Source organism: Glycomyces sp. TRM65418, assembly GCF_019710475.1.
GTDB lineage: Bacteria > Actinomycetota > Actinomycetes > Mycobacteriales > Micromonosporaceae > Glycomyces.
Genome location: NZ_JAJFAX010000007.1, coordinates 154,519 through 176,166, shown reverse-complemented (window position 1 = coordinate 176,166; position 21,648 = coordinate 154,519). Strand labels below are relative to the sequence as shown.

18 protein-coding genes are annotated in these 21,648 nt (G+C 70.7%); 10 read left to right on the top strand and 8 right to left on the bottom strand.

Features of this window, described 5'->3' with window-relative positions:
* Window positions 1-247: 247 nt before the first annotated feature.
* The 3 genes from K3N28_RS16645 to K3N28_RS16635 form a co-directional block, all read right to left on the bottom strand.
* Window positions 248-736, bottom strand: a complete 489-nt coding sequence (locus K3N28_RS16645) for a hypothetical protein (protein ID WP_228093713.1) — start codon at window positions 734-736, stop codon at window positions 248-250.
* 195 nt (window positions 737-931) lie between these two features.
* Window positions 932-1,096, bottom strand: coding sequence for a hypothetical protein (locus tag K3N28_RS16640; RefSeq protein WP_228093711.1), 165 nt, complete (start codon window positions 1,094-1,096; stop codon window positions 932-934).
* A gap of 86 nt (window positions 1,097-1,182) precedes the next feature.
* Entirely contained in the window at window positions 1,183-1,656 is a 474-nt protein-coding gene (locus K3N28_RS16635) for a MarR family winged helix-turn-helix transcriptional regulator (protein WP_228093709.1), read from the bottom strand.
* An 85-nt stretch (window positions 1,657-1,741) separates the two neighbouring features.
* Here K3N28_RS16635 and K3N28_RS16630 point away from each other — a divergent pair, with 85 nt between their 5' ends.
* The 3 genes from K3N28_RS16630 to K3N28_RS16620 all read left to right on the top strand — a co-directional run bounded on the left by K3N28_RS16630 (window position 1,742) and on the right by K3N28_RS16620 (window position 5,005).
* Complete coding sequence (locus K3N28_RS16630) at window positions 1,742-2,338, top strand: NADPH-dependent FMN reductase (protein ID WP_228093707.1); 597 nt, start codon at window positions 1,742-1,744, stop codon at window positions 2,336-2,338.
* Between the two features lie 102 nt (window positions 2,339-2,440).
* Window positions 2,441-3,736, top strand: a complete 1,296-nt coding sequence (locus tag K3N28_RS16625) for a DUF2786 domain-containing protein (protein ID WP_228093705.1) — start codon at window positions 2,441-2,443, stop codon at window positions 3,734-3,736.
* Window positions 3,737-3,847: 111 nt separating this feature from the next.
* Window positions 3,848-5,005, top strand: coding sequence for a glutathione S-transferase family protein (locus K3N28_RS16620; protein WP_228093703.1), 1,158 nt, complete (start codon window positions 3,848-3,850; stop codon window positions 5,003-5,005).
* Between the two features lie 133 nt (window positions 5,006-5,138).
* On the opposite strand, the gene K3N28_RS16615 is transcribed toward K3N28_RS16620, so the two are convergent.
* Window positions 5,139-6,425 (bottom strand): adenylosuccinate synthase, encoded by a 1,287-nt coding sequence (locus K3N28_RS16615; protein ID WP_228093701.1) that lies wholly within the window; start codon window positions 6,423-6,425, stop codon window positions 5,139-5,141.
* A gap of 126 nt (window positions 6,426-6,551) precedes the next feature.
* Here K3N28_RS16615 and K3N28_RS16610 point away from each other — a divergent pair, with 126 nt between their 5' ends.
* From K3N28_RS16610 to K3N28_RS16595, 4 genes are all read left to right on the top strand, one after another.
* Window positions 6,552-7,382, top strand: a complete 831-nt coding sequence (locus K3N28_RS16610; protein WP_228093699.1) for a hypothetical protein — start codon at window positions 6,552-6,554, stop codon at window positions 7,380-7,382.
* Between the two features lie 302 nt (window positions 7,383-7,684).
* On the top strand, window positions 7,685-9,652 hold the full coding sequence (locus K3N28_RS16605; protein WP_228093697.1) for a beta-galactosidase: 1,968 nt from the start codon (window positions 7,685-7,687) through the stop codon (window positions 9,650-9,652).
* Window positions 9,653-9,944: 292 nt separating this feature from the next.
* Window positions 9,945-10,706 carry an SGNH/GDSL hydrolase family protein gene (locus tag K3N28_RS16600; RefSeq protein WP_228093695.1) on the top strand — a complete coding sequence of 254 codons (762 nt, stop codon included), beginning with the start codon at window positions 9,945-9,947 and terminating at the stop codon, window positions 10,704-10,706.
* A gap of 356 nt (window positions 10,707-11,062) precedes the next feature.
* Window positions 11,063-12,280, top strand: a complete 1,218-nt coding sequence (locus K3N28_RS16595) for a DUF4253 domain-containing protein (protein WP_228093693.1) — start codon at window positions 11,063-11,065, stop codon at window positions 12,278-12,280.
* 544 nt (window positions 12,281-12,824) lie between these two features.
* On the opposite strand, the gene K3N28_RS16590 is transcribed toward K3N28_RS16595, so the two are convergent.
* On the bottom strand, window positions 12,825-13,592 hold the full coding sequence (locus K3N28_RS16590; protein ID WP_228093691.1) for a TetR/AcrR family transcriptional regulator: 768 nt from the start codon (window positions 13,590-13,592) through the stop codon (window positions 12,825-12,827).
* Window positions 13,593-13,678: 86 nt separating this feature from the next.
* Here K3N28_RS16590 and K3N28_RS16585 point away from each other — a divergent pair, with 86 nt between their 5' ends.
* From K3N28_RS16585 to K3N28_RS16575, 3 genes are all read left to right on the top strand, one after another.
* Window positions 13,679-14,656 carry an ATP-binding cassette domain-containing protein gene (locus K3N28_RS16585; protein WP_228093687.1) on the top strand — a complete coding sequence of 326 codons (978 nt, stop codon included), beginning with the start codon at window positions 13,679-13,681 and terminating at the stop codon, window positions 14,654-14,656.
* Entirely contained in the window at window positions 14,653-15,489 is an 837-nt protein-coding gene (locus tag K3N28_RS16580) for an ABC transporter permease (RefSeq protein WP_228093686.1), read from the top strand. The genes K3N28_RS16585 and K3N28_RS16580 overlap by 4 nt, the downstream gene beginning before the upstream one ends.
* A 531-nt stretch (window positions 15,490-16,020) precedes the next feature.
* Window positions 16,021-17,736, top strand: a complete 1,716-nt coding sequence (locus tag K3N28_RS16575; protein WP_228093685.1) for an ABC transporter substrate-binding protein — start codon at window positions 16,021-16,023, stop codon at window positions 17,734-17,736.
* A gap of 87 nt (window positions 17,737-17,823) precedes the next feature.
* Here the strand turns inward: K3N28_RS16575 and K3N28_RS16570 are convergent, their stop codons facing one another.
* Genes K3N28_RS16570 through K3N28_RS16560 form a run of 3 tightly spaced genes read right to left on the bottom strand, consistent with a single transcriptional unit; the run spans window position 17,824 to window position 21,552 of the window.
* Entirely contained in the window at window positions 17,824-19,695 is a 1,872-nt protein-coding gene (locus K3N28_RS16570) for a beta-propeller domain-containing protein (RefSeq protein WP_228093683.1), read from the bottom strand.
* Window positions 19,619-20,671: a carbohydrate ABC transporter permease gene (locus tag K3N28_RS16565; protein ID WP_228093681.1), complete on the bottom strand. Its 1,053-nt coding sequence runs from the start codon at window positions 20,669-20,671 to the stop codon at window positions 19,619-19,621. The genes K3N28_RS16570 and K3N28_RS16565 overlap by 77 nt, the downstream gene beginning before the upstream one ends.
* Window positions 20,668-21,552, bottom strand: coding sequence for a carbohydrate ABC transporter permease (locus K3N28_RS16560; RefSeq protein WP_228093679.1), 885 nt, complete (start codon window positions 21,550-21,552; stop codon window positions 20,668-20,670). The genes K3N28_RS16565 and K3N28_RS16560 overlap by 4 nt, the downstream gene beginning before the upstream one ends.
* Window positions 21,553-21,648: the final 96 nt, after the last annotated feature.

Here is a 21,648-nt window from a genome sequence, read left to right as displayed (position 1 = left end):
AGGGGCTCCTCGCAGGGGTGGACGGCTGGGCCGGAATCCACCGTAAACCGGTACCCGGGTACCGGATGCAACCCGAAGTGGCCACCGGCACAGGAAGGACGGGCCCTGGGCGTGCCTGCGGCCGGGACGCGAGCAGCAACGCCCCTGCTGCGGCGCGCATGGTCGCCGACGCGCGGCAAGGAAGGCCGATCGGGTGGCGCCGGTCGGCAGCCGCGGTCGGGCGGTGCTCCTGCGGCAGGCTTACGGGCTACGCGATGGCCGCGCTCGGTACCCGGCGGGTGCGGCGCTGATACGCGCGGCTGCAGACGCCAAGCGCGAGGCCCAGCCCGGCGAACGCGAGGCCGCCGACGAGGCCGACCCACCACGACCAGCCCTCGGCGTCGCCCACCGTGAATCCGAACGGGACGGCGATCATGGTCGCCAATCCGTACGGCGTGAGCAGCAGCGCGCCCGCCCATCCCGGCACGAGCAGGCACCATCGCGGCAGCCACGCGCCCCTCGTCCGAGCCAGCGCCACCAGCAAGAGGACCCCCGCGAGCGCGGCCAGCACGGTGAAGTCGACGCCGTGCTCCTCCAGCCACACCACCGATGCGGGCGCTCCGTTCTCGCGCAGCTGATCGGCGAGCGAACCGGCCGGTTTGCCGGCGGTCCCGCCGAAGGCCCAGTAGGTCTTCATCGCGGCGTAGGGGGCGAGCGAGGCCGCACCGGCCCAGACGGCCTTGGTCGTTGATTCCATGCCGACGATCCTGCCCGCGAGGTCCCGGCGCGCGCCTCACCCGGCAGCGCCGATCGGCTCCCCCGCGCGGGGGAGCCGATCGGGCGGTCGCGGTTTCCGGGCGGGCTTGACCGCCTCACCGGTCCCGGGTCGTCCGCTCCGCCGGTGAGGTCGGCCTCCGATCGGCGGTCGAGCCGCGCCGGTCGGAGACGGCGATCAGCCCGAGTTGCGGCCGGCCTTCTGCCTGATGAGTCCGAAGACGATGGTGCCGATGAAGAGCACGACGCCGATGGCGGTCAACCACAGCAGGCCCTCGATGACGAAGCCGAGGATCGACAGCAGCACCCAGGCGATGATCAGAATCCATAGAACGGTCCACATACCTCGACCCTACGCTCGATCGGGCGCAACGTGTCGGAATCAGTACAAACAACGAATCGCCCTCACTTTTGGGGACGCGAGGAGTTTCAGGCGTCGTCCGAGGATCCGTCCGCCAGGGGCTTCAAGACCTTCTCGCCGATGTCCCCCAGGACCCGGATCTCCTCGGCGCTCAGCCGGTCGATCAGGTGGCGGCGCACCGAGGCCACATGGCCCGGGGCGGCCTCCCGGACGGCGCGCGCGCCCGTTTCGGTCAGCTTGACGACGGCGCCGCGACCCGCGCCCGGGTAGTCCTCGCGGATCACCAGGCCGCGCCGCTCCATGCGCGCCATGTGATGTGAGAGCCGACTGCGCGACCATCCCAGCCTGTCGCTGAGCTCGCCGACCCTGAGCTGCGGTTCGGGCAGCTCGGAGAGCGTCGAGAGCACGTCGTAGTCCTGCTCGGAGAGTCCGGCGTCGGCCGCCAGGTCCCGGTTGATCTGGAGGTCGAGCAGATTGCGCATGCGCCGGTACGCGAGCCAGGCGCGCATCTCGTCGTCGGTGAGCCATCGCGGTTCGGTCATGGGCCCACTCTACCCATGAGTTGACATGTCAACTCATGGACGTTAATCTGAAGTTGACACGTCAATTCCACGAATGGGGACCCCCATGACGACGCCCCCGCCGCTGCGCCTCCTGGTGCTGTGCGCCTCCACCCGGACCGGCTCGCTCAACCGCCGTCTCGCTCAAGCGACGGCCGACCGACTCGCCGCCGCGGGCGCCGAGGCGCACCTGGCCGACCTCGACGACTACCCCGTGCCGCTCTACCGAGGCGACCTCGAAGCGACCGAAGGCGTCCCCGACGGCGCCCGCCGCCTCGCCGCCGACCTGGCGCGGCACGACGGTGTGGTCATCGTCTCCCCGGAGTACAACTACTCGATGCCGGGCGCGCTGAAGAACCTCCTCGACTGGGTCTCGCGCATCAAGCCCTGGCCGACCAAGGGCGTCGACGGCCTGCTCATGTCCGCCTCCACCGGCGCCGTCGGCGGCCACCGCGGGCTGATCGCCCTGCGCGTCCCCTTGGAGGGCAACGGGATGCGGCTGCACCCGACCATGTTCACGCTGGCCGAGGCCGGTGACGCCTTCGACGCCGACGGCCGCCTGGCCGACCCCGCCCAGCGCGACCGCCTCGGACTCCTCCTCAAGGACTTCCTCACGACCGTGGAGGCCGCGGTCCACTACCGCGAACGGTTCGGCTCGCCGTAGCCCGGCCGTTCGTTCCTCGATGAGCGGCGGGCACGCGAGCCTCGTAGTGTTGGACGCCGCGGCGGCCGACGACCTTCGGGCGCGGGAGCGATCGGGGGATCAGTGAGCAAAGGCAACCGGCGGCGGAAGTCCGGATCGGGCACGAGCCGGATCGCCGCGCCGCACTACGACCTCGAAGGCCTGCCGCCCGACGCCCGCGCCCGGTACGCGGTGCTCGCGATCCTCCAGCAGGGCCAGTACGAGCGGCTGGACTGGGTCGACGCCGCCTCGCACCTGGAGGAGACGTCGAGCGACGAAGGCTGGCCGGGCCTCCTCGCCGGGGCGTTCACCGCGCTCGGTGACGACGCGGTCCACCTCGCGTGGCAGCAGGGCTGGATGCCGCGGGAAGTGATGAGCGCCTTCCGCAAGTCGCTCGGCGCCGAAGCGGTCCGGGCCGGGGCGGTCCTGATGCGCGGCCAGCTGGCGCAGTACGCCGAGACGCAGCTGAGCGACCGCTGGATCGTCCAGCGCGAAGAACTCGCCGAGCACGTCGAGGCCCCGAACGTCGCCGACGCGTGCGCCGACCTCGGCCGCTGGGACCGGATCGTCTGGTGGGCGGCGCTGCTCGAAGCGCTCGAGCACCTCGACGGCCTCCCCCGGATCCCGCGGGTGGAGCCGCTGCCCGGCAGCCTGGAGATCGTCCACGGCTTCGGCGGGGCCGAGTCCTCCCGCGTGTACGAGAAGATCCGGGCCCTCCTGGCCAAGGCCGAGTCGACCGACTCGGACGCGGAGGCCGAGGCGTTCACCGCGAAGGCGCAGCAGCTGATCGCCCGGCACAGCCTCAACGAGGCGCTGCTGGCGCGGACCGGGCAGGGCAAGCGCGAGCCGGAGGCCCTGCGGGTAGTCGTCGAGCGGCCGTACGAGAAGCCGAAGGCGGAGCTGCTCGCGCAGATCGCCGACGCCAACCACTGCCGGCCGGTGTACTGGCCGGCCGGGGGCTTCACCACGCTCATCGGCGACCGGGACGACCTGCGCTCGGTCGAGCTGCTGTACAACTCGCTGCTGGTGCAGGCCACCGCCGCGATGACCCGCGCGGGCTCGATCGCCGCGAAGGCGGGGAACTCGCAGACCCGCTCGTTCCGGCAGTCGTTCCTGGCCTCGTTCGCGTGGCGGATCGGCGAGCGGCTGCGCGCGTCGGCCGCCGACACCGAACGGGAGGTGTCCGAGGAGACCGGCACCGATCTGGTGCCGGTGATGCGGCAGCGCGACGAGCGCGTCGACGTCAAGACCGAGGAGCTGTTCCCCCGCGTGAAGGCCGGGCGGTCCACCCGGATCACCGACTACGAGGGCCACATGGCGGGCCTCGCGGCGGCCGACGCCGCCCGTCTGAGCGCCGGAGCGCCGATCGACCGGAAGTGACGGGCGGCCGAACGACGTCCGGAACCGGTCCGCGCCGCCCGTGACGGCCCCGCATCGGGGGCACGGCACTTTCCGTAGCGCCGCAATGCGTGCAGTGCGTAGGCTGAGGCCATGGCAGAGAACCGAGCGGAGCAGGGCGGGGCCGGCGAACCGGGCCGGGCCGCGGGGACCGAGCATTCCACCAAGGGCGCCTACGTCACCGGCGGCGAGTTCACCAGGGACACCAACTACATCGAGGACCGCGTCGTGGCCGACGTCGAGGCCGCGCGCGCCGCGCCGGTCGAGGCGTCCTCCAAGATCGGCGACCCGAGGACGGCCGGCCTCACCGAGGGCGCGGAGGCCTGGCCGGTCGAGCCCGGCCGGTACCGGCTCGTGGCCGCGCGGGCCTGCCCCTGGGCGCACCGGTCGATCATCATCCGCCGCCTGCTCGGCCTCGAAGGCGTCATCTCGCTCGCCACGCCGGGACCCGTGCACGACGTCCGCTCCTGGACGTTCGACCTCGATCCCGACGGCCGCGACCCGGTGCTCGGCACCGAACGGCTCCAGGAGCACTACTTCAAGCGCTTCCCCGACTACCCGCGCGGCATCACCGTCCCGGCCCTCGTGGACGTTCCATCCGGCGGGGTGGTCACCAACAACTACCCGCAGCTGACCTTCGACTTCTCCACCCAGTGGGCCGCGCACCACCGCGAAGGCGCGCCGAACCTGATCCCGGACGAGTTGGTCGACGAGATGCTCCCGGTGATCGACCGGGTCTTCAAGGACGTCAACAACGGCGTGTACAAGGCCGGGTTCGCCGGCTCGCAGCGGGCCTACGAGCGCTCGTACCGGCGGCTCTTCGACGCGCTCGACTGGCTGGAGGAGCGGTTGGCCGACCGCCGCTACCTCATGGGCGACCACATCACCGAGGCCGACATCCGGCTGTTCACCACGCTCCTGCGGTTCGACGCGGTCTACCACGGCCACTTCAAGTGCAACCGCAACAAGCTCACCGAGATGCCGAACCTGTGGGGCTACGCGCGCGACCTGTTCCAGACCCCCGGCTTCGGGGACACGGTGGACTTCGACCAGATCAAGCGCCACTACTACGTGGTGCACGAGGACGTCAACCCGACCCGGATCGTCCCGGCCGGCCCGGCCCTGGAGCCCTGGCTCGACGACCACGGCCGCGAACGCCTGGGCGGCAGCCCCTTCGGCGACGGCACCCCGCCCGGCCCGGTAGCGGAAGACGAACGCCCGCCGGGAGCGAACCCGCTCTACGGGCGGTGAACCACGACGGGCCCCTCGCGAAAGGCCCTCCAAGTCTCGCGAAGCGGCCCCGAGTCGGCTTCCCCGCCGACCCGTCGATGTCCGGAGACGAAGCGAGGGGCGCCTTCCGGCGCCCCTCGCTTCGCTCGTGTCGCTAGATCATCCCGTGGCGGATGATGTTCTCGTCGCGGCCCGGGCCGACGCCGACGACGCTCACCTGGGCGCCGCAGAGCTCCTCCAGGCGCTCGATGTACGTCTGCGCGTTCACCGGCAGCTCGTCGAACTTGCGGCAGCCGGAGATGTCCTCGAACCAGCCGTCGTGGTACTCGTAGATCGGCTTCGCGTGGTGCACGTCGGTCTGCGTCATCGGCATCTCCTCGACGCGCTGACCGTCCACTTCGTACGCCACGCAGATCGGCACCCGCTCCAGCTCCGAGAGCACGTCGAGCTTCGTCACGAACAGGTCCGTGATCCCGTTGACCCGCACCGCGTACCGGCCCAGCACCGCGTCGAACCAGCCGCAGCGGCGGCGGCGGCCCGTCGTGACGCCGTACTCGCCGCCCTTCTTGAGCAGGAACTCCCCGAACTCGTCGAACAGCTCCGTCGGGAACGGGCCCGAGCCGACGCGGGTCGTGTAGGCCTTGATGATGCCGATCGAGGTCGTGATCTTGTTCGGCGCGATGCCCGTGCCGACGCACGCGCCGCCCGTCGTCGGGTTCGAGGAGGTCACGAACGGGTAGGTGCCGTGGTCCACGTCGAGCATCGTCGCCTGCGCGCCTTCGAGGAGCACGTTCTTGCCCTCGTCGAGCGCCTTGTTCAGGATCAGGCGCGTGTCCGCGATGTACGGCTTCAGCCGCTCGGCGTACCCCAGGTACTCCTCGACCACGGCCGCCGGGTCGATCGCCTTGCGGTTGTAGACCTTCACGAGGATCTGGTTCTTCTCGCGGAGGATCTGCTCCAGCTTCTGGGAGAGGATCTTCGGGTCGAGCAGGTCCTGCACGCGAATGCCCTGGCGGGCCACCTTGTCGGCGTACGCCGGGCCGATGCCCCGCCCGGTCGTGCCGATGCGGGCCCCGCCCAGGTAGCGCTCGACCACGCGGTCGAGGGCCCGGTGGTGGGGCATGATGAGGTGCGCGTCCGCCGAGAGCTTCAGGTTCGAGACGTCCACGCCGCCGGCGGTCAGCTCGTCGAGCTCCGCCAGGAGGAACTTCGGGTCCACGACCACGCCGTTGGCGATGACCGGGACCACGCCCGGGGTCAGGATGCCCACGGGCACCAGGTGGATGGCGTACTTCGTGCCGTCAGGGGTCACGACCGTGTGCCCGGCGTTGTTGCCGCCCTGATAGCGCACGACGTAGTCCATCTCGGCGCCGAGCAGGTCGGTGACCTTGCCCTTGCCTTCGTCGCCCCACTGCGTTCCGACGACCGCGATCGCTGGCATCTGCCCATCCTCCCGGGAAGTTGATCACCCGATTACTTCGTAAGCCTACTTGCAGTCGACCAAGCCGGGTCTCACCAGGCCTGAGCACTATGAATCGGGCCCCCGTCACACCGTAAGGTGACGACTGTGAAGGTCGTCGTGTTGACACTCGTGGAGTCGAACTGCTCGAACACCGGGCCGCGCACCCAGGCGCTGCACCTGGTGGACGAGCTCAAGGCGCGGGGCGCGGTCGTGCGCACCGCCGAGGCCTCGAAGCCCGAAGAGGTCGACACCGTCCTCGAGGACCCGGACGAGCGGATCGTGCTCGCCGCGGACACGGACGAGCAGGTCAACGCCGTCGTGGCCCGCTTCGTGCGGCACGCGGTCCCCGCCGCGGGCAAGCGCCCCGAGGGCCTGCCGGACTCGCGCACGATCCCGGACCTGCCCGCGCTGGCGGTGCTGCCGCTGAGCGGCGTGCCCGGGATCGTCACGCGCCTGGGCCTGCCCGAGAAGCCGGCGGAGGTCGCCGCGGCCGTGGCCGAGGGGTCGGTGCGGCGGACCGACCTCATGCGCCACGACGGCGGCGGGATCGCCATCGACGGCGTGCGCCTGGGCGGCGGGGACCGGCCGTGGCGCGGGGTGGTCAACCTCGACGACGTGGTGCTCGCGGACGGCAGCGAGCACCTCCTCGCGTGCGTGGTCGCGAACGCCGACGGTTATGCGGCCGCGGACGACATGGTGCTCGCCGAGCCCGACCCGGCGGACGGGAAGATCGACGTGGCGGTGGCGGTGCCGGTGACCGTGGGCCGCTTCCGGAAGCAGGTGCGCATCGAGGTGCGCCGGGCCCGGGGGCGGGCCGTGGCGGTGCACCCGGCCGACTCGGTGACGTTCATCCAGGACGGCCTCGTGGCCGAGCTGCGCCGCAAGCGCACGTGGTGGGTCGAACCGGGCGCGGCCGGCTGGTACGCGGCGGCGTAGGGATCCGGGCGTCTCCGGGCGTCGGCCTGCGAAACAGACGTTCGCCGACCCCCGCCGACCACCCTGGCATAGGGGTACGCGACCGTGTCGCGGGCATGAGGCGGGCGTCCCGCCGCGCTCGTGGGCGGGCGCGACGGCGGGCTCGGTTCCTCTGGGTCCCATTGGGCGGCGTTGTGGCGTTTCGCCGCCGTCGCCACTTTATGCAAGGGTGTGAAAAAGCTGGTCGGGTGGCTTGATGCGAGCAACCGCTTGCCGTAGCCTTGGGGGCGCACCCCATCCTCTCCGAGCGAAGGAGCTCCCCCATGGCCATCGTCTATGGCGGTGACTACAACCCCGAGCAGTGGGCCCGCGAGACCTGGGCCGAGGACATGCGCCTCATGCGCGAGGCGGGCGTCAACCGCGTCAGCGTCGGCATCTTCTCCTGGGCCCTGTTGGAGCCCGAAGAGGGCCGCTACGAGTTCGCGTGGTTCGACGAGGTCCTCGACCTCCTCGCCGCCAACGGCGTCGATGCCTGCCTGGCCACGCCCACCGCCTCCCCGCCGCCGTGGTTCGCCGCGACCTACCCCGAAGCGGTCATGGTCGACGCCGAGGGCCGCCAGCTCACGCACGGCTCCCGGCAGGGCTTCGACCCCTCCTCGGACGTCTACCTCGCCAAGGCCCTCGCGATCACCGAGCAGATCGCCCGCCGCTACGCCGGCCACCCCGCCCTCGCCCTCTGGCATATCCACAACGAGTACGGCTGCCACAACGCGCGCTCCCACTCCAAGGCCGCGACCGCGAAGTTCCGCGTCTGGCTGCGCGAGCGCTACGGCGACCTCGACGGGCTCAACGCCGCCTGGGGGACCGCGTTCTGGTCGCAGGCCTACTCCTCCTGGGACCAGGTGTACGCGCCGCTCCCGACGCCGACCATCCCGAACCCGGGCCAGGTCCTCGACTGGAAGCGCTACTCGTCCTGGCGGCTCCTGCAGAACTACCGGGCCGAGGCCGAGATCATCCGCAAGCACTCGGACAAGCCGTTGACCACGAACTTCATGACCGGCTCGCACCCCGACATCGACCTGTGGGAGTTCGCCGAGGCCGTCGACGTCGTCTCGACCGACCACTACCTCGTCGGCGAGGACGCCCACGTCAACCTCGCCTTCGCCGCCGACTACGCGCGCTCGCTCGGCGGCGGCAAGCCGTGGATCCTCATGGAGCACTCCACCTCCGCGGTGAACTGGCAGGGCCGCAACCGCGCCAAGGCGCCGCGCGAGATGCTCCGCAACTCGCTCGCGCACTTCGCGCGCGGCGCGGACGCGATCATGTTCTTCCAATGGCGCGCCTCGAAGCAGGGCGCCGAGAAGTGGCACTCGGGGATGGTCCCGCACGCGGGCACCGACTCCAAGATCTGGCGCGAGGTCTGCGAACTGGGCGCGCGCCTCGGCGACCTCGCCGAGCTCGAAGGCTCCACGGTGAGCGCCGACGCCGCGATCCTGTGGGACTTCCCGAACCGGTGGGCCCAGGAGCACGAGGCGCGCCCGACCACCGACGTCGAAGCGCAGGCCGTGTTCAACGACTACTACGCGGCCCTGTGGCGCGCCGGGATCACCGCCGACGTCGCCGAGCCCGAAGGCGACCTCTCGAAGTACCGGCTCGTGGTCGTCCCCGCGATCTACCTCATGTCGCGCCGGGCCGCGGAGAACCTGCGCCAGTTCGTGAACGGCGGCGGCACCGTGCTGGTGACGCCGTACTCGGGGATCGCCGACGAGACCGACACGGTCTACCTCGGCGGCTACCCCGGCGCGATCCGCGACGTGCTCGGCGTGCGCACCGAGGAGTTCCACCCGCTCATCGACGCGACGGTGGAGCTGGCCTCGGGCGGCACCGGGACGGTCTGGAGCGAGGCGGCCGAGTCCACCGGCGCCGAGGTCCGGGACACCTATGTCCTCCCGTCGTCCACCGCCCCTCGGACCGGAGCGAACGCCGAACTCGCGACGGCGACGCCGGCCTGGCTGGTCAACCGCTTCGGCGAGGGGACCGCGCACTATCTGACCACGTTCCCCGACGCCGCCACGCTCGACCGGATCGTGGCCGCCGCGGCCGCGGACGCGGGCGTGTCGCCGGTGGCCGAGGCCCCGGTCGGCGTCGAGGTCGTGCGCCGCGCCCACGAGGACGGCCGCAGTTGGCTGTTCTGCATCAACCACACGGGCGAGGACGCCAAGGTCAAGACCGCCGCGGCGACGTTCGACGTGCCCGCCGGCGAAGTCGTCGTGCATCCCGAGCACGCGTAGCCGGATCCGACCGCGGACCACTGTCGGACCTCCGACACAGGGTTGCAATTGGAGTCCCAAGGGGGTCCGATCTGCCCGGACCCTCCGTTCGCGTTCGTGTGAAAACCCAAGGGGCCGAAGGTGTTTCGCCTTCGGCCCCTGGGCGTCGCCGACCGCCCTGGACGCCTGTGGCCGTGCTCGCCACCTGATCGAAATCCGATCGTTATCTACGTGAGGCACGATGGTCAGCGCCTACGCGGTCACGACCGCGCGGCTGACCACGGCGGCACGGCGAATACGGAGGTGGGGGGCAATGGCGGCGGAGTACTCGAGTTTCGTGGCCATCGGCGACAGTTTCACCGAAGGAGTCGGCGACCCGGACCCGGGCGGCACCTGGTACCGAGGCTGGGCCGACCTGTTCGCCCTCCGCGCCGCCGAGGAGTGGCCCGCCTTCGCCTACGCCAACCTCGCCATCCGCGGGCGGCTCTTCGACCGCATCGTCGACGAACAGGTCGTCCCCGCGATCAAGCAGGCCCCCGACCTCGTCTCCTTCGCCGCGGGCGCCAACGACGCGCTGCGCCCGGGCTTCAACCCCGTGCAGCTCTCGACCCGCGCGCACGAAGTCGTCCGGCTCCTCAAGGCCTCCGGCGCCGAGGTCATCCTCTTCACCTGCGCCGACGTCACGCCGCACATACCCGGCATCGCGGTGCTGCGCAGGCGCTTCATCGCCACCAACGAGGCGTACAAACGCGTCGCCAAGCGGCACAAGGCGATCCTCGTGGACCTGTGGGAGGACCGCGCCTTCGACGACCCGAGGCTGTGGTCGGAGGACCGCCTGCACCTCAACACGTACGGGCACCAGCGCGTCGCCTACAACGTGTGCACCGAGCTCGGCGTCGCTCCCGACCCCGCCTGGACCGAGCCCCTGCCGAGCCTGGCGCGGGTGCGGCGCGAGGTGAACGGCGTCCAGTGGGCCGGCAAGCACCTGGCCCCCTGGGTCAAGCGCCGCCTCACCGGCAAGTCCAGCGGCGACACCGTGGACCCCAAGCGTCCCGAACTGACCAAGGTGAAATGATGCGCGTCCCTACGAGAGCATAGGAGCGCTCATGGGCATCCTGTTCAAACTCCTGGCCATCCTGGTCATCATCATGACCTGCGCCTTCTTCTTCGGCCTCCTCTTCGGCAAAGGACGCCGCCGCCGGCGGCGGTAGGCCGAGCGGCACTGCGCACCGGGCCGCGCGCCGCCGCTCCCTCGGCGGTCCGCCGCCATGCCGTGCGCCCTCTCCTGCTTTGGTCGTCGACGAATGAGCGCGCGCGAAAGTTGTGGACGGATCCGGGGGTGGGCGTGGCGCATCCGGGGGAGACAGGGCATCATGGTTCATTGTGGGACTCCTCCAGCGTCTGTTGGGGCGCCGGGACACACCTGATTCAGTGCCAGATCCCGCCGCCCAACTCGAACCTGCCTCCGAGCCCGAGGCCGCGCCCGAATCGGTCGCCTCCTCTGGCGCCCTTGACGATGCCGCCCCCGAGAACAGCCCGGGCCCCTCGCCGGACGCTGAGGAGGAGGACAGCATCGCGACCCAGGCGCCAGTGACCGGCGGCCTCAGACTCGTGCCCGCGCTCGGCCCGGAGCCCGAAGACGAGCCCGCAGGCACGGTCCTCACGGCAGTGCCCGATCCCGACGACCGGCCGGACGAGGCCGAGAACGAAGCCGAGGCCGAGATCGACGCCGAGATCGATCCCGGCGACGACGGGCCCGGACTCGCCGCGCCCGAAGCCGACGAGCCGATGCTCGGCGAACCCGCACCGCAGTCCGCGATCTTCGTGCCCGAGCGGCCCCGCCGCGAACTGCTCACACTGGACAAGCCCGAGCCGCCCCGTCCGCCGACCACCGGCCGCGACGAGATGATGCCGCGCATGGAGGACGACGAGTCCCTCGACATCGCCGGGTCGCCCCGCGCCGACCTGCGCGCCGCCGGTCTCGCCGTCCCCAAGATGCACCAGCTCGTGCGCCGCGGCGACACCGCCATGTGGGCCTTCGGCGTCCGCGCCTCCGAGGCCCTGCGCTGGTGGCTCGACATCCGCCAGGCCGCCGAGGAGACCGGCTGGATGCCCGTGCTCCTGGGGGCGCCCGAGGAGTGGCGCGACAACGGCGAGGCGATCATCCACGAAGGCGACGACGAGCTCGCCCGCGCGGAGGACATCGACCCCGCCGAGCTGCTGCACGACAAGGGCTCCGAGGCGGGCGAGCCCGCCCGCGGCGTCCCGATCCTGTCCCGCCGCGGCGACTCCGACTTCGCCACTCCGCAGGAGCCGCACGGCATCCTCGGCCTCGTCGCCACCGACGCGGGCTGGAAGATCCCGGCCATGTTCCCGTGGAAGGGCTCGACGAACTGGGAGCTGTACGGCGCCGAGCACGCGGCCGTCCTCCGCAGCTGGCACCGGCGCTTCGAGGCCGAGCTGGTCGCCATGACCTACGACGTGATCGAGCTGTACGTCCCGCATCCGCCCAGCGCCGAGGAGGCCCTGGCGATCGCGGGCGAGGCCTACGCGTACTGCCCCGACCTGCTCGACTCAGGCGTGCCCACGTTGGAGGACCTCGCCGAGCACATGATCAGATCGAAGGCATGGTATTTCCGGTGGACGTAGCCTCGGCGGCTCCGGTCGCACACCGCCGGGTGCCGCGGACGTGAGCCGGATGCGTGCGCTGTGGCGGATCTGGTGGTACAACACGGACCGCTCGCTGGAGATCGGCGAGCGGTCGGTCTTCCGGTTCTGCGGGCCCGAGGTCGCGCTCAAGCCGGGTTACGACCTGTGTTTCGAGGACGAGCTGGTGTGCGAGGAGGACGCGGAGGACGACTTCCGCCGGGCCACGGTCGAGGCGATCGAGCACCCCGCGTTCGGGGCGCTCGACGAGGTCGACACGAGGACGTTCGGCGAGTACACCTTCCGCTTCGCCGACGGGCGATGGGCGACCATCGACACCGAGCAGGCCCAGGGGGTCGTGCTCGCCGCCAGTCCCGACTTCGCGATCGACACGAGCGGCCCGGGCTGGGGCGTCTTCAGGGGCGCCTGGGACCAGTACGCCGACTGGGACCTCGACGTGGTGCTCGCCGACGTGGTCGAATCGAGCTACGGCGAACTGCAGGCGCAGCTCAAGGCGGCGCGGCGCCGGAACGGTGAGCCCCGCCGGTCAGGCCGGCTCCCGGCGGCTGGCCTTCATGCGGGGCTCCAGCCCGTCGAGGAACCGGTCGACCGCGTAGCGCATCGCGTCGTGCCCGGTGAGGTCCCACGCCTGCTCGTCCGTGAACCGGGCGATGTGCCGGTAGCGCCCTGACGCGACCGCGCGCTCCAGGTAGGGGCCCTGCGCGTTCCACCACTCCTCCTCCTCGGACTCGGGCGCCTCGTCCGCGCTGTCGCGCAGGAGGTACTGCCGGGCGGTGCCCTGGACGAGGTTCATGAGGGCGGTGACGATGAGGTTCACCTCGCGGTCGGGCAGGTCGTGCCCTTCGAGGGCCGAGAGCACGAAGTCGTAGCCCTGTAGCGAGTCGGGTCCGAGCACGGGCCGGCGCTGGTTGATCTCCAGCAGCCACGGATGCGTCCCCAGGATCTCCCAGGTGCTCTCGGCGACCGTCTCCAGGCCCGCGCGCCAGCCCATGGCCGCGAGGTCGGGCGCGTCGTCGCCGATCCGCGAGAGCCGGTCGACCATGAGGTCGATGAGCTCCTTCTTGCCGGGCACGTACCGGTAGATCGTCATGGCGCCCACGCCGAGCTCCGCGGAGACGCTGCGCATCCCGAAGCAGCTGCCCTCGCGGTCGGCCACCGTGATGGCGGCCTCCACGATGCGGTCGACGGTGAGCTTCGGCTTCGGCCCCGGCTTGCTCGGCTGCGGCCGGAATTCGCGCCAGAGCAGCTCCAGGCTTCGTTTGGGGTCGCCCGCCCCCGTCTGTGGTGTCGCCATAGGGGCCTCATGATAACGCGCTTGATAATCGGGTACGTTGTATGCTATTACTGGGTACAGCGTACCCGATTGAAAGGGACCCGACCATGCCGACCACCACTGTCGAGGCCAACAACCTCGGCAAACGATTCAAGGACACCGCCGCCCTCGACGGCTTCGACCTCGCCGCCGAAGCCGGCACCGTCCTGGGCCTCCTCGGCCCGAACGGCGCCGGCAAGACCACCACCGTCCGCATCCTCACCACCCTGCTGCGCTTCGACACCGGCACCGCCGCCGTCGCCGGGTTCGACGTCGGCCGCGACGCCCGCCAAGTACGCCGCCGCATCGGCCTCACCGGCCAGCAGACCGCCGTGGACGACCTCCTCACCGCCCGCCAGAACCTCGTCCTCTTCGGCAAGCTCTTCCGCCTCACCAAGAGCCGGGCCCGCGAGCGCGCCGACCAGCTCCTCGCCCAGTTCGGCCTCGCCGAGGCCGCCGACCGCCAGGCCAAGGGCTTCTCCGGCGGCATGAAGCGCCGCCTCGACCTGGCCGCCAGCATGATCCTCGCCCCGCAGGTGCTGTTCCTGGACGAGCCGACCACCGGCCTTGACCCGGCCGGGCGCCGCGAGGTCTGGGACGCCGTCTCCGGCCTGGCCGCCGACGGCACCACCGTCGTCCTCACCACCCACTACCTCGACGAGGCCGACCGCCTCTGCGACCGCATCGCCGTCATCGACCACGGCCGCAACCTCGTCGACGACACCCCCGCCGGGCTCAAGCGCCGCATGGGCGCCGACCGGCTCGAGATCGTCGCCGCCGACCCCGGGGACCTGCCCGTCCTGCGCGAGATCGTCGCCGCGCTCGCGCAGGGGGAGACCACCACCGACGAGGGCGCGTCCAGCGTCTCGGCACCGGTCGGGGAACCGGTCGCGGCGCTCACCGCGGCCGCCACCGCGGTGCAGGACAAGCGGCTCACCGTCGCCGACATCGGCCTGCGCCGCCCCACCCTCGACGAGGCCTTCCTCGAACTCATCGGCGCCTCCCCGAACGACACTGCGACCAAGAAGAAGGAGGACCGGCTGTGACCACCCTCGCCCCGGTGCCCGACGAGACCCTCGGCGGCCGCATCAAATGGACGCTCCACGACTACCGGGCCATCGTCGGCCAGGAGTTCACCCACCTGTGGCGACAGCCCGTGAACTTCGCCTGGCAGCTCGGCTTCCCGATCGTCATGGTGCTGCTGTTCGTCTACGTCTTCGGCTCCGCCATGGACGTCACCGGCCAGGGCGCCGGCGTCGACTACGTCGCCTACGCCATGCCCGGCATGTTCGCCATGACCATGGCCTTCGGCTTCACCAACACCGCGTGGGCCGTGGCCGAGGCGAAGGAGAAGGGCTTCATCGACCGGGTGCGCTCGATGCCGATGGCCTCCTCCGCGGTCGTCGTGGGCCGCAACATCGCCGACACCCTCCACGCCGCCGTGGACCTGTTCGTGCTGTTCGTGATCGCCCTGGTCATCGGCTGGCGTTCGGAGGGCACCTTCTGGGAGACCCTGGGCGCGTTCGCGATCCTCCTGTGGCTGCGGTTCGCGCTCATCTGGGTCGGCGTCTGGCTCGGCCTCCTGGTCAAGGACGTCACCCAGGCCGGGAACCTCTTCGCGATCGCGTTCCCGTTCGGCATGGTCTCCTCGGTGTTCACCCCGCCCGAGCTCATGCCCGGCTGGCTCGGCGCGATCGCCGCGTGGAACCCGGTCTCGGCCACCGCGACCGCCATCCGCGAGCTCTTCGGCAACCCCGCGGCGATCGGGGACTCGTGGCCCGAGCAGCACGCCCTGCTGGCCGCGATCGTGTGGCCGGTGATCATCACCGCGATCTTCCTGCCGCTCGCGGTGCGGAAGTTCCAGAACCTCGGTCGCTAGCCGCCGCGACCGAACGAGCCTGAGGGAAACAGGAAGGGGCCCGCGCCGCTCGGCGCGGGCCCCGCTCGCGCATCCGGACGGAGAAGGGCGACAGTCGCTTTTGGTGCGAATCGCATCGTCATCGAGGGACTCGCCCGTCTCGATTTCATATCGAAGTACGCCGCATCGTTGGAGCGATTCCACCGCCATGCACGATATCTGGCCTTTACACGGGCGCAATGACCGGGCATTCCGGATTTCGGCGGTCGGCGTTCGTCGCCGCATTGCGATAGCGTGAAACCATCGCGAGACCGCGCATTCCGGCGCGGCGACCCCGCACGCACCCGCGCTCGCGCACCGGCATTCAGAGCCCTCCCCCACGGGAAGGCTCCCCTGATCCGTGGTCGCAACCCGACAGTCGCGGATCCGCCTCGCAATGACGCGCCTCCTCGGCGTCGTTGATCGGGCGCGAATGCCGTCCCTCCCTGCATTCGATCCCTGCTCCGAGCAACGACGAGGCACGTCATCCCTCGAATCGAAAGCAGCACTGACATGACCAAGAGGCGACACCTACCCGCGCTCTTCGCCACGGCGGCCCTCGCCACGGCCGCGTGCACCGATGACGAGAGCCCGGAGGACGGCGGCGACGGGAACGACGAGTTCCCGCGCGGCGAGACCCTGTACTCGACCGGCACCGCCTGGGGTCCCCCCGGCGATTTCAACCCGATCTCGGCGGGCGGGGTCACCGGCCTCAGCGGCCTCGGCTACGAGTACCTCTTCGTGTTCGACACCGTGGAGCAGCGCCTCAGCCCGTGGCTCGCCGAATCCGGCGAATGGACCTCCGGGAACGAGTACGAACTCCGGCTGCGCAGCGGTGTCGAGTGGAGCGACGGCACCCCGTTCACCGCCGACGACGTCGCCTTCACCTTCGAACTCGGCAAGATCGAAGGCGTCCCGTACGCGAACGTCTGGGACTGGCTCGAGACGGCCGAAGTCGTCGACGAGCGGACGGTGCGGTTCCGCTTCGCCGAAGCGCGCCGGCAGGAATGGGACAACCTCCTCTACACCAACGAGATCGTCCCGAAGCACGTCTTCGAGGCGTACACTGAGGACGAACTCCGAGACGGCCCCCTCGACGCGAACCCGGTGGTCACCGGCCCCTACGAAGTGCACAGCTTCGACGAGGCGCAGATCGCCTGGGTCAAACGGGACGGCTGGTGGGCCACCGAGGCGCTCGGCCTCGAAGTGCGGCCCCGATACATCGTGGACCTCGTGACCCTCGGCAACGCCGACATCCTCAACATGCTCGTCGAAGGCCGCCTCGACCTGGCCAACAACTTCATGCCGGGCGTCTCCGACTTCCTCCAAGGCGAACCGGAGCTGAGCACCTACTTCGACAAGCCGCCGTTCATGGCCCCGGTGAACACCGCCATGCTCATCCCGAACACCACGCGCGAACCGCTCGACGACCCCGCGTTCCGCCGGGCGATGGCCCACGCGATCAGCCCGGGCCAGATCGTGGACGCCGTCTACGGCGGCATGGTCAGCGAGGCGCACCCCACCGGGCTCCTGCCGATCTGGGAGCGGTACTACGACGCGGAGGCCGTCGGCGAACTCGGCTTCGTGTTCGAGCCCTCCACCGCCCTCGACCTCCTCGCCGAGGCCGGGTACCGCGACGAGGACGGCGACGGCTTCGTCGAGACCCTCGAGGGCGACCCGATCGAGATGCAGATCATCGTCCCCGCCGGCTGGACCGACTGGGAGGCGGCCGCACGATCGATCGCCAGCGACCTCTCCGACGTCGGCATCAACGTCACCGCCGTCTTCCTCGACGCCGCCGAGGTCGACGCCGCCCGTGAGAACGGCGACTTCGACCTGCTCATCAACAACCGCACCTGGGTCACGAACTCCCCCTGGAGCCACTTCCATTACCTGTTCGAACTCCCCGTCCGCGACACCCAGCGCCTCGCCAACTTCTCACGATGGGAGGACGACCTCGCCTGGGAACTCACGCAGGAACTCGCCACCCTCGCCACCGACGACCCCCGCTACCCCGAGGTCATCGCCGAACTCCAGCGCATCGCGATGCGCGACCTCCCCGCCATCCCGATCTGGTACAACGGCGCCTGGTCCCAGGCCTCCAACGCGGTCTGGACCGGCTGGCCCTCCGGTGACACCGACACGCCCGGCGCCTACCCGAGCTTCTGGAACGAGATGTGGGGCCTCGGCGGCGTCCGAATGCTCACCCAGATCAGCAGGGCCGACTGACGGCCCCGGGCGACGACCGCCCGAACCGCCGGCCGCAACGGGCCCGCACCGCCACCCGAAAGCGGTGCGGGCCCTGCTTCCCCGGGCCTAGAAGCCCGTCCAGGAGATCCGCTCGTAGTCCCCGCCCAGCGCGTTCGCCTGGAGCCCCGCATGCGAGACCGTCCACAGCTCGTCGCCGATCACCAGCGAACGCACGATCTCCCGCTCGTACGAGTCCCCGCCGACCCGGTGCTCGATCCAGGCCGCCTGCGTCAGGGATCCGCCCCCGACGTCGAGGACCACCGCGCCGGCCCGAGGGTCGCCCTCGTCCCACTCCTGCGCGGGCACCACGGCGACTCCCGTCTCCGCCCAGTACAGGAACGCGTGCGGGTCCCACTGGACCGACGAGTCGGCGCCCTCCCAGTAGTACTGGTCCAGCACCGCCGCCTCCGCCGCGCCCACGTCGAACAGGCTCACCTGCAGGCCCGTGGCGAACCCCTCCGTAGTGGCCTCCTGGCCGACGCCGAGCAGCCGGTCCTCCCCGACCGGATGCAGGTAGGCCGAGAAACCGGTGATCTTCAACTCCCCGGTGACCACCGGATTCGCCGGATCCGACAAGTCCACGGTGTACAGCGGATCGGTCTGGCGGAACGTCACCACGTAACCGGTGTCGCCGATGAACCGGACCGCGTAGATCCGCTCGTCCACACCCAGATCGGTCACCGAACCGGTCTCGGTCAACGAGTCCTCGCCGACCGCGAACACCGTCACCGTCGACTTCGACGGCTCCTCCGCGGCGCTCCCCCCGTCCCACGCGCAGACGGCCGCCGGCCCGCAGCCGCCGCCCCACCAGCCCATCGCCTCGTTCTCGGTCGTCGCCACCCGCAGATGACCGCCGTACTCGCTCAGCGAGTACTGGTTCAGCAGCGACCCCGGCACGGCCGCCTCGCCCGCCAGACGCGCCCGCCCGCCCTCGAACACGAACCGGTAGATCTCGCTCTCGGCCTCCGGCTCCGCCGCGCCCCACGCGTAGTCGTAGTGGGCGAGGTAGAGGCTGTCGGCAGTCCCGTGGACCGTCTCGCCGTCGACCATGACCGTCTGCGGCTCGATCCCGGTCCAGTCGCCGTCCGCCGGAAGCGCGAAGACGCTCACCGACGTGCCGGTGAACCGCTCGGGATGCGCGACCGCGGCGCAGTCGACCCGCTGCCCGTCGCCGTTGACGCTGAACGCCGGCAGCCAGTCCTCGATCTCGGTGGCCCGCACGGCCGCCGCGACCGACGCGTCGTCGGCGTCCTCCTCCCACATCTCCTCCCACACCGGCTCGAGCCGCGGCTGCGAGCCCACCGCCAGCCGCACCTCGCCCCCCACCAGGCGGGCGTCCACCATGGACCCCTCCATGGCGAAGGCGTCCAGCGTCTCCAGCGAGGCCGCATCGATCCGCTCGAGCCGGAACTCACTGAAGTACCCCTCGCCGCTCTCCACGTCCTCGGTGTGCATCAACAGCAGCTCGTCGTCCCCGAGGAACAGCCGGTGCCCCCACGTGAACGAGTCCAGCTCCCGCTCGGCCACCACCGCGGACGAGCGCGTGTCGACCACCCGCAGGACCTGGCCGACGACGCTGTAGACGAACGTGCCGTCGGTCTTCACCAGGTCCGGCTCGTCCACGCCCGCGACCGCGTTGTTCGTCTCGGAGAACGACCCGTCCTCCGCGGTCGCCCCGGCGCCGTCGGACTCTTCGGCGGCGGCGAAGTCCTCGATCCCGCCGCCCCGGTCGTACTCGTCCCTCCAAGCGGTGAACGCGGCCACCGCCGCCTCCTGGATGCCCTCGAGCGCGTCGTCGCACGACTCGTAGGCGGCGAGCTGCGCGGAGACCGGCACCCAGGGGAGCGCGACGATCTCGGCGTCAGCAGGTTGCGAAGTGCACGCGCTCGCGGCGAGGACCGCCGCCGCGGCGGGTGCGATGAGGAGTTTGGGTTGCATGCCTCTTCGGACGCCGCGGACCCGAGGACGGTTCCCGACGCGGCAGACCGACAGGCGATCCGGTTCCGGGCCGGGACGGCCGACAGGCCCGGAGGCGTCCCATGACCTCCGGGCCCGTCTGTCTCCGGACGGCTAACCCCTTCGTGCCGCCCGAGGTCAAGCCGCTGATGAGATGCCGCTCAGCGAACGCGTAGAAGATCAGCGCCGGGAGCATCGCGAGCATGACGAACGCCAGCACCTTCGCCGTTTCCGTCGAGTACTCGCCCTGGAACTGCGTGACGCCCAGCGGGAGCGTCTGCCAGGTCGGCTTCGAGAGCACCACCAGCGGCAGCAGGTAGGAGTTCCACGAGCCCACGAGCGCCAGCACCGAGACCGTCGCGATGACCGGGCGCGACATCGGCAGCAGGATCTGGATGAAGAACCGCCACGGTCCCGCGCCGTCGATCGTCGCGGCCTCCTCGACCTCGCCGGGGATCTGCCGGAAGAAGCTGCGCAGGATGATGATCGTCAGCGGCAGCCCGAAGGCCGCCTGCGGCAGGATCACCCCGAGCGGGCTGTTGAGCATCTCGAAGGTGCGCAGGATGATGAACAGCGGCAGCACCGCCACCGCGAACGGGAACATCATGCCCGCCGCGAACAGCGTGAACAGCCCTTCCCGGCCCTTGAACTGGAACCGCGCGAACACGTACGCGACCGCCGCGGCCGCCGCCACGACGATGAACGTGGTCGCCAGCGCGATGAACACCGAGTTCCCCAGCTGCCGCCAGAACGTGGCGTTGGCGAGCACGTCGACGTAGTGCTCGACGTGCCACGGGTTCGGCAGCCCGAGCGCGTTCTCGCGCAGCTGCTGGTTGTCCTTGAACCCGCCCAGGAGCGCGAACAGGATCGGGGTCGCCACGAACCCGGTCGCGAGGAACGCGGCGATGTAGAAGCCGGTGTTGCGCAGAAGCCTCGCGCGGCCGGTGTCGACGCTCATGAACGGCCTCCGTCGGTCGAGGTGAGGGAGCCCTGGAGGTCGCGGCTGAGCACGTAACGCTGGTAGATCAGGGCGAAGAGCAGGCTGATGAGGAACATCGCGATCGACAGGGCCGAGGCGTAGCCGATCTGGTTGCGCACGAACCCCTGGTCGTACATGGTGATCGCGAGCGTCTCCGACGCGTGGTACGGCCCGCCCTTGGTGAGCACGTACACCAGGTCGAACAGCTGCACGGTGCCGATCACGGAGAGGAACACGGTGATGCGGATCGTCGGGCCCATGAGCGGCAGGGTGATGTGCCGGAACAGCTGCTTGCTGGTCGCGCCGTCCACGCGGGCGGCCTCGTACAGCTCCTCGGGGATGTTCTGGCGCCCGGCCAGGTACAGGATCATGTGGAAGCCGAAGAACTTCCACGTGAGGATCCCGAAGATCACGAAGAGGACGAGCCCGCGGTCCGAGAGCCAGCCGACCCGGCCGTCGAAGCCGAGGCCGGCGAGCACCGCGTCGGCGAAGCCGCGCCGCGGTGAGAAGATCAGTCCGAACAGGACGGCCGTGACGGCCTCGGTGAGGATGTAGGGCACGAAGAACAGCAGCCGGAACGCCGTGCGCCCCGGGAACCGCTGGTGCAGCAGCATCGCCAGGCCGAAGGCCATCGGCAGCTGCACCGCGACCGACAGCATCGTGATGAGGCCGATCCGCCACAGGTCGCCCAGGAACACCTCGTCCGCGATCAGGGCCTGGAAGTTCTCCAAGCCCACGAAGTCGGTGGGGATGCCCCCGAGCCCGTTCCAGTCGAAGAACGACGTGTACGCGGCGAACAGGACCGGGACGATGACGAAGAGCAGGAACAGGATCAAGGCCGGAGCGATGAACGCGGCCATCGTGGCCGCGTCGGGCCGCCGCCCGCGCCGGCGACGGGGAGGCACCCCGTCGCCGGCGCGGGCGGCATCCGACCGCGTGCGATCCCGAATCGGGGC

Bases quoted from the DNA above. Each gene is read 5' to 3' on its own strand.
- K3N28_RS16645 (WP_228093713.1), bottom strand. From the start codon at position 736: ATGGAATCAACGACCAAGGCCGTCTGGGCCGGTGCGGCCTCGCTCGCC.
- K3N28_RS16640 (WP_228093711.1), bottom strand. From the start codon at position 1,096: ATGTGGACCGTTCTATGGATTCTGATCATCGCCTGGGTGCTGCTGTCG.
- K3N28_RS16635 (WP_228093709.1), bottom strand. From the start codon at position 1,656: ATGACCGAACCGCGATGGCTCACCGACGACGAGATGCGCGCCTGGCTC.
- K3N28_RS16630 (WP_228093707.1), top strand. From the start codon at position 1,742: ATGACGACGCCCCCGCCGCTGCGCCTCCTGGTGCTGTGCGCCTCCACC.
- K3N28_RS16620 (WP_228093703.1), top strand. From the start codon at position 3,848: ATGGCAGAGAACCGAGCGGAGCAGGGCGGGGCCGGCGAACCGGGCCGG.
- K3N28_RS16615 (WP_228093701.1), bottom strand. From the start codon at position 6,425: ATGCCAGCGATCGCGGTCGTCGGAACGCAGTGGGGCGACGAAGGCAAG.
- K3N28_RS16605 (WP_228093697.1), top strand. From the start codon at position 7,685: ATGGCCATCGTCTATGGCGGTGACTACAACCCCGAGCAGTGGGCCCGC.
- K3N28_RS16600 (WP_228093695.1), top strand. From the start codon at position 9,945: ATGGCGGCGGAGTACTCGAGTTTCGTGGCCATCGGCGACAGTTTCACC.
- K3N28_RS16590 (WP_228093691.1), bottom strand. From the start codon at position 13,592: ATGGCGACACCACAGACGGGGGCGGGCGACCCCAAACGAAGCCTGGAG.
- K3N28_RS16585 (WP_228093687.1), top strand. From the start codon at position 13,679: ATGCCGACCACCACTGTCGAGGCCAACAACCTCGGCAAACGATTCAAG.
- K3N28_RS16575 (WP_228093685.1), top strand. From the start codon at position 16,021: ATGACCAAGAGGCGACACCTACCCGCGCTCTTCGCCACGGCGGCCCTC.
- K3N28_RS16570 (WP_228093683.1), bottom strand. From the start codon at position 19,695: ATGCAACCCAAACTCCTCATCGCACCCGCCGCGGCGGCGGTCCTCGCC.
- K3N28_RS16565 (WP_228093681.1), bottom strand. From the start codon at position 20,671: ATGAGCGTCGACACCGGCCGCGCGAGGCTTCTGCGCAACACCGGCTTC.
- K3N28_RS16560 (WP_228093679.1), bottom strand. From the start codon at position 21,552: ATGGCCGCGTTCATCGCTCCGGCCTTGATCCTGTTCCTGCTCTTCGTC.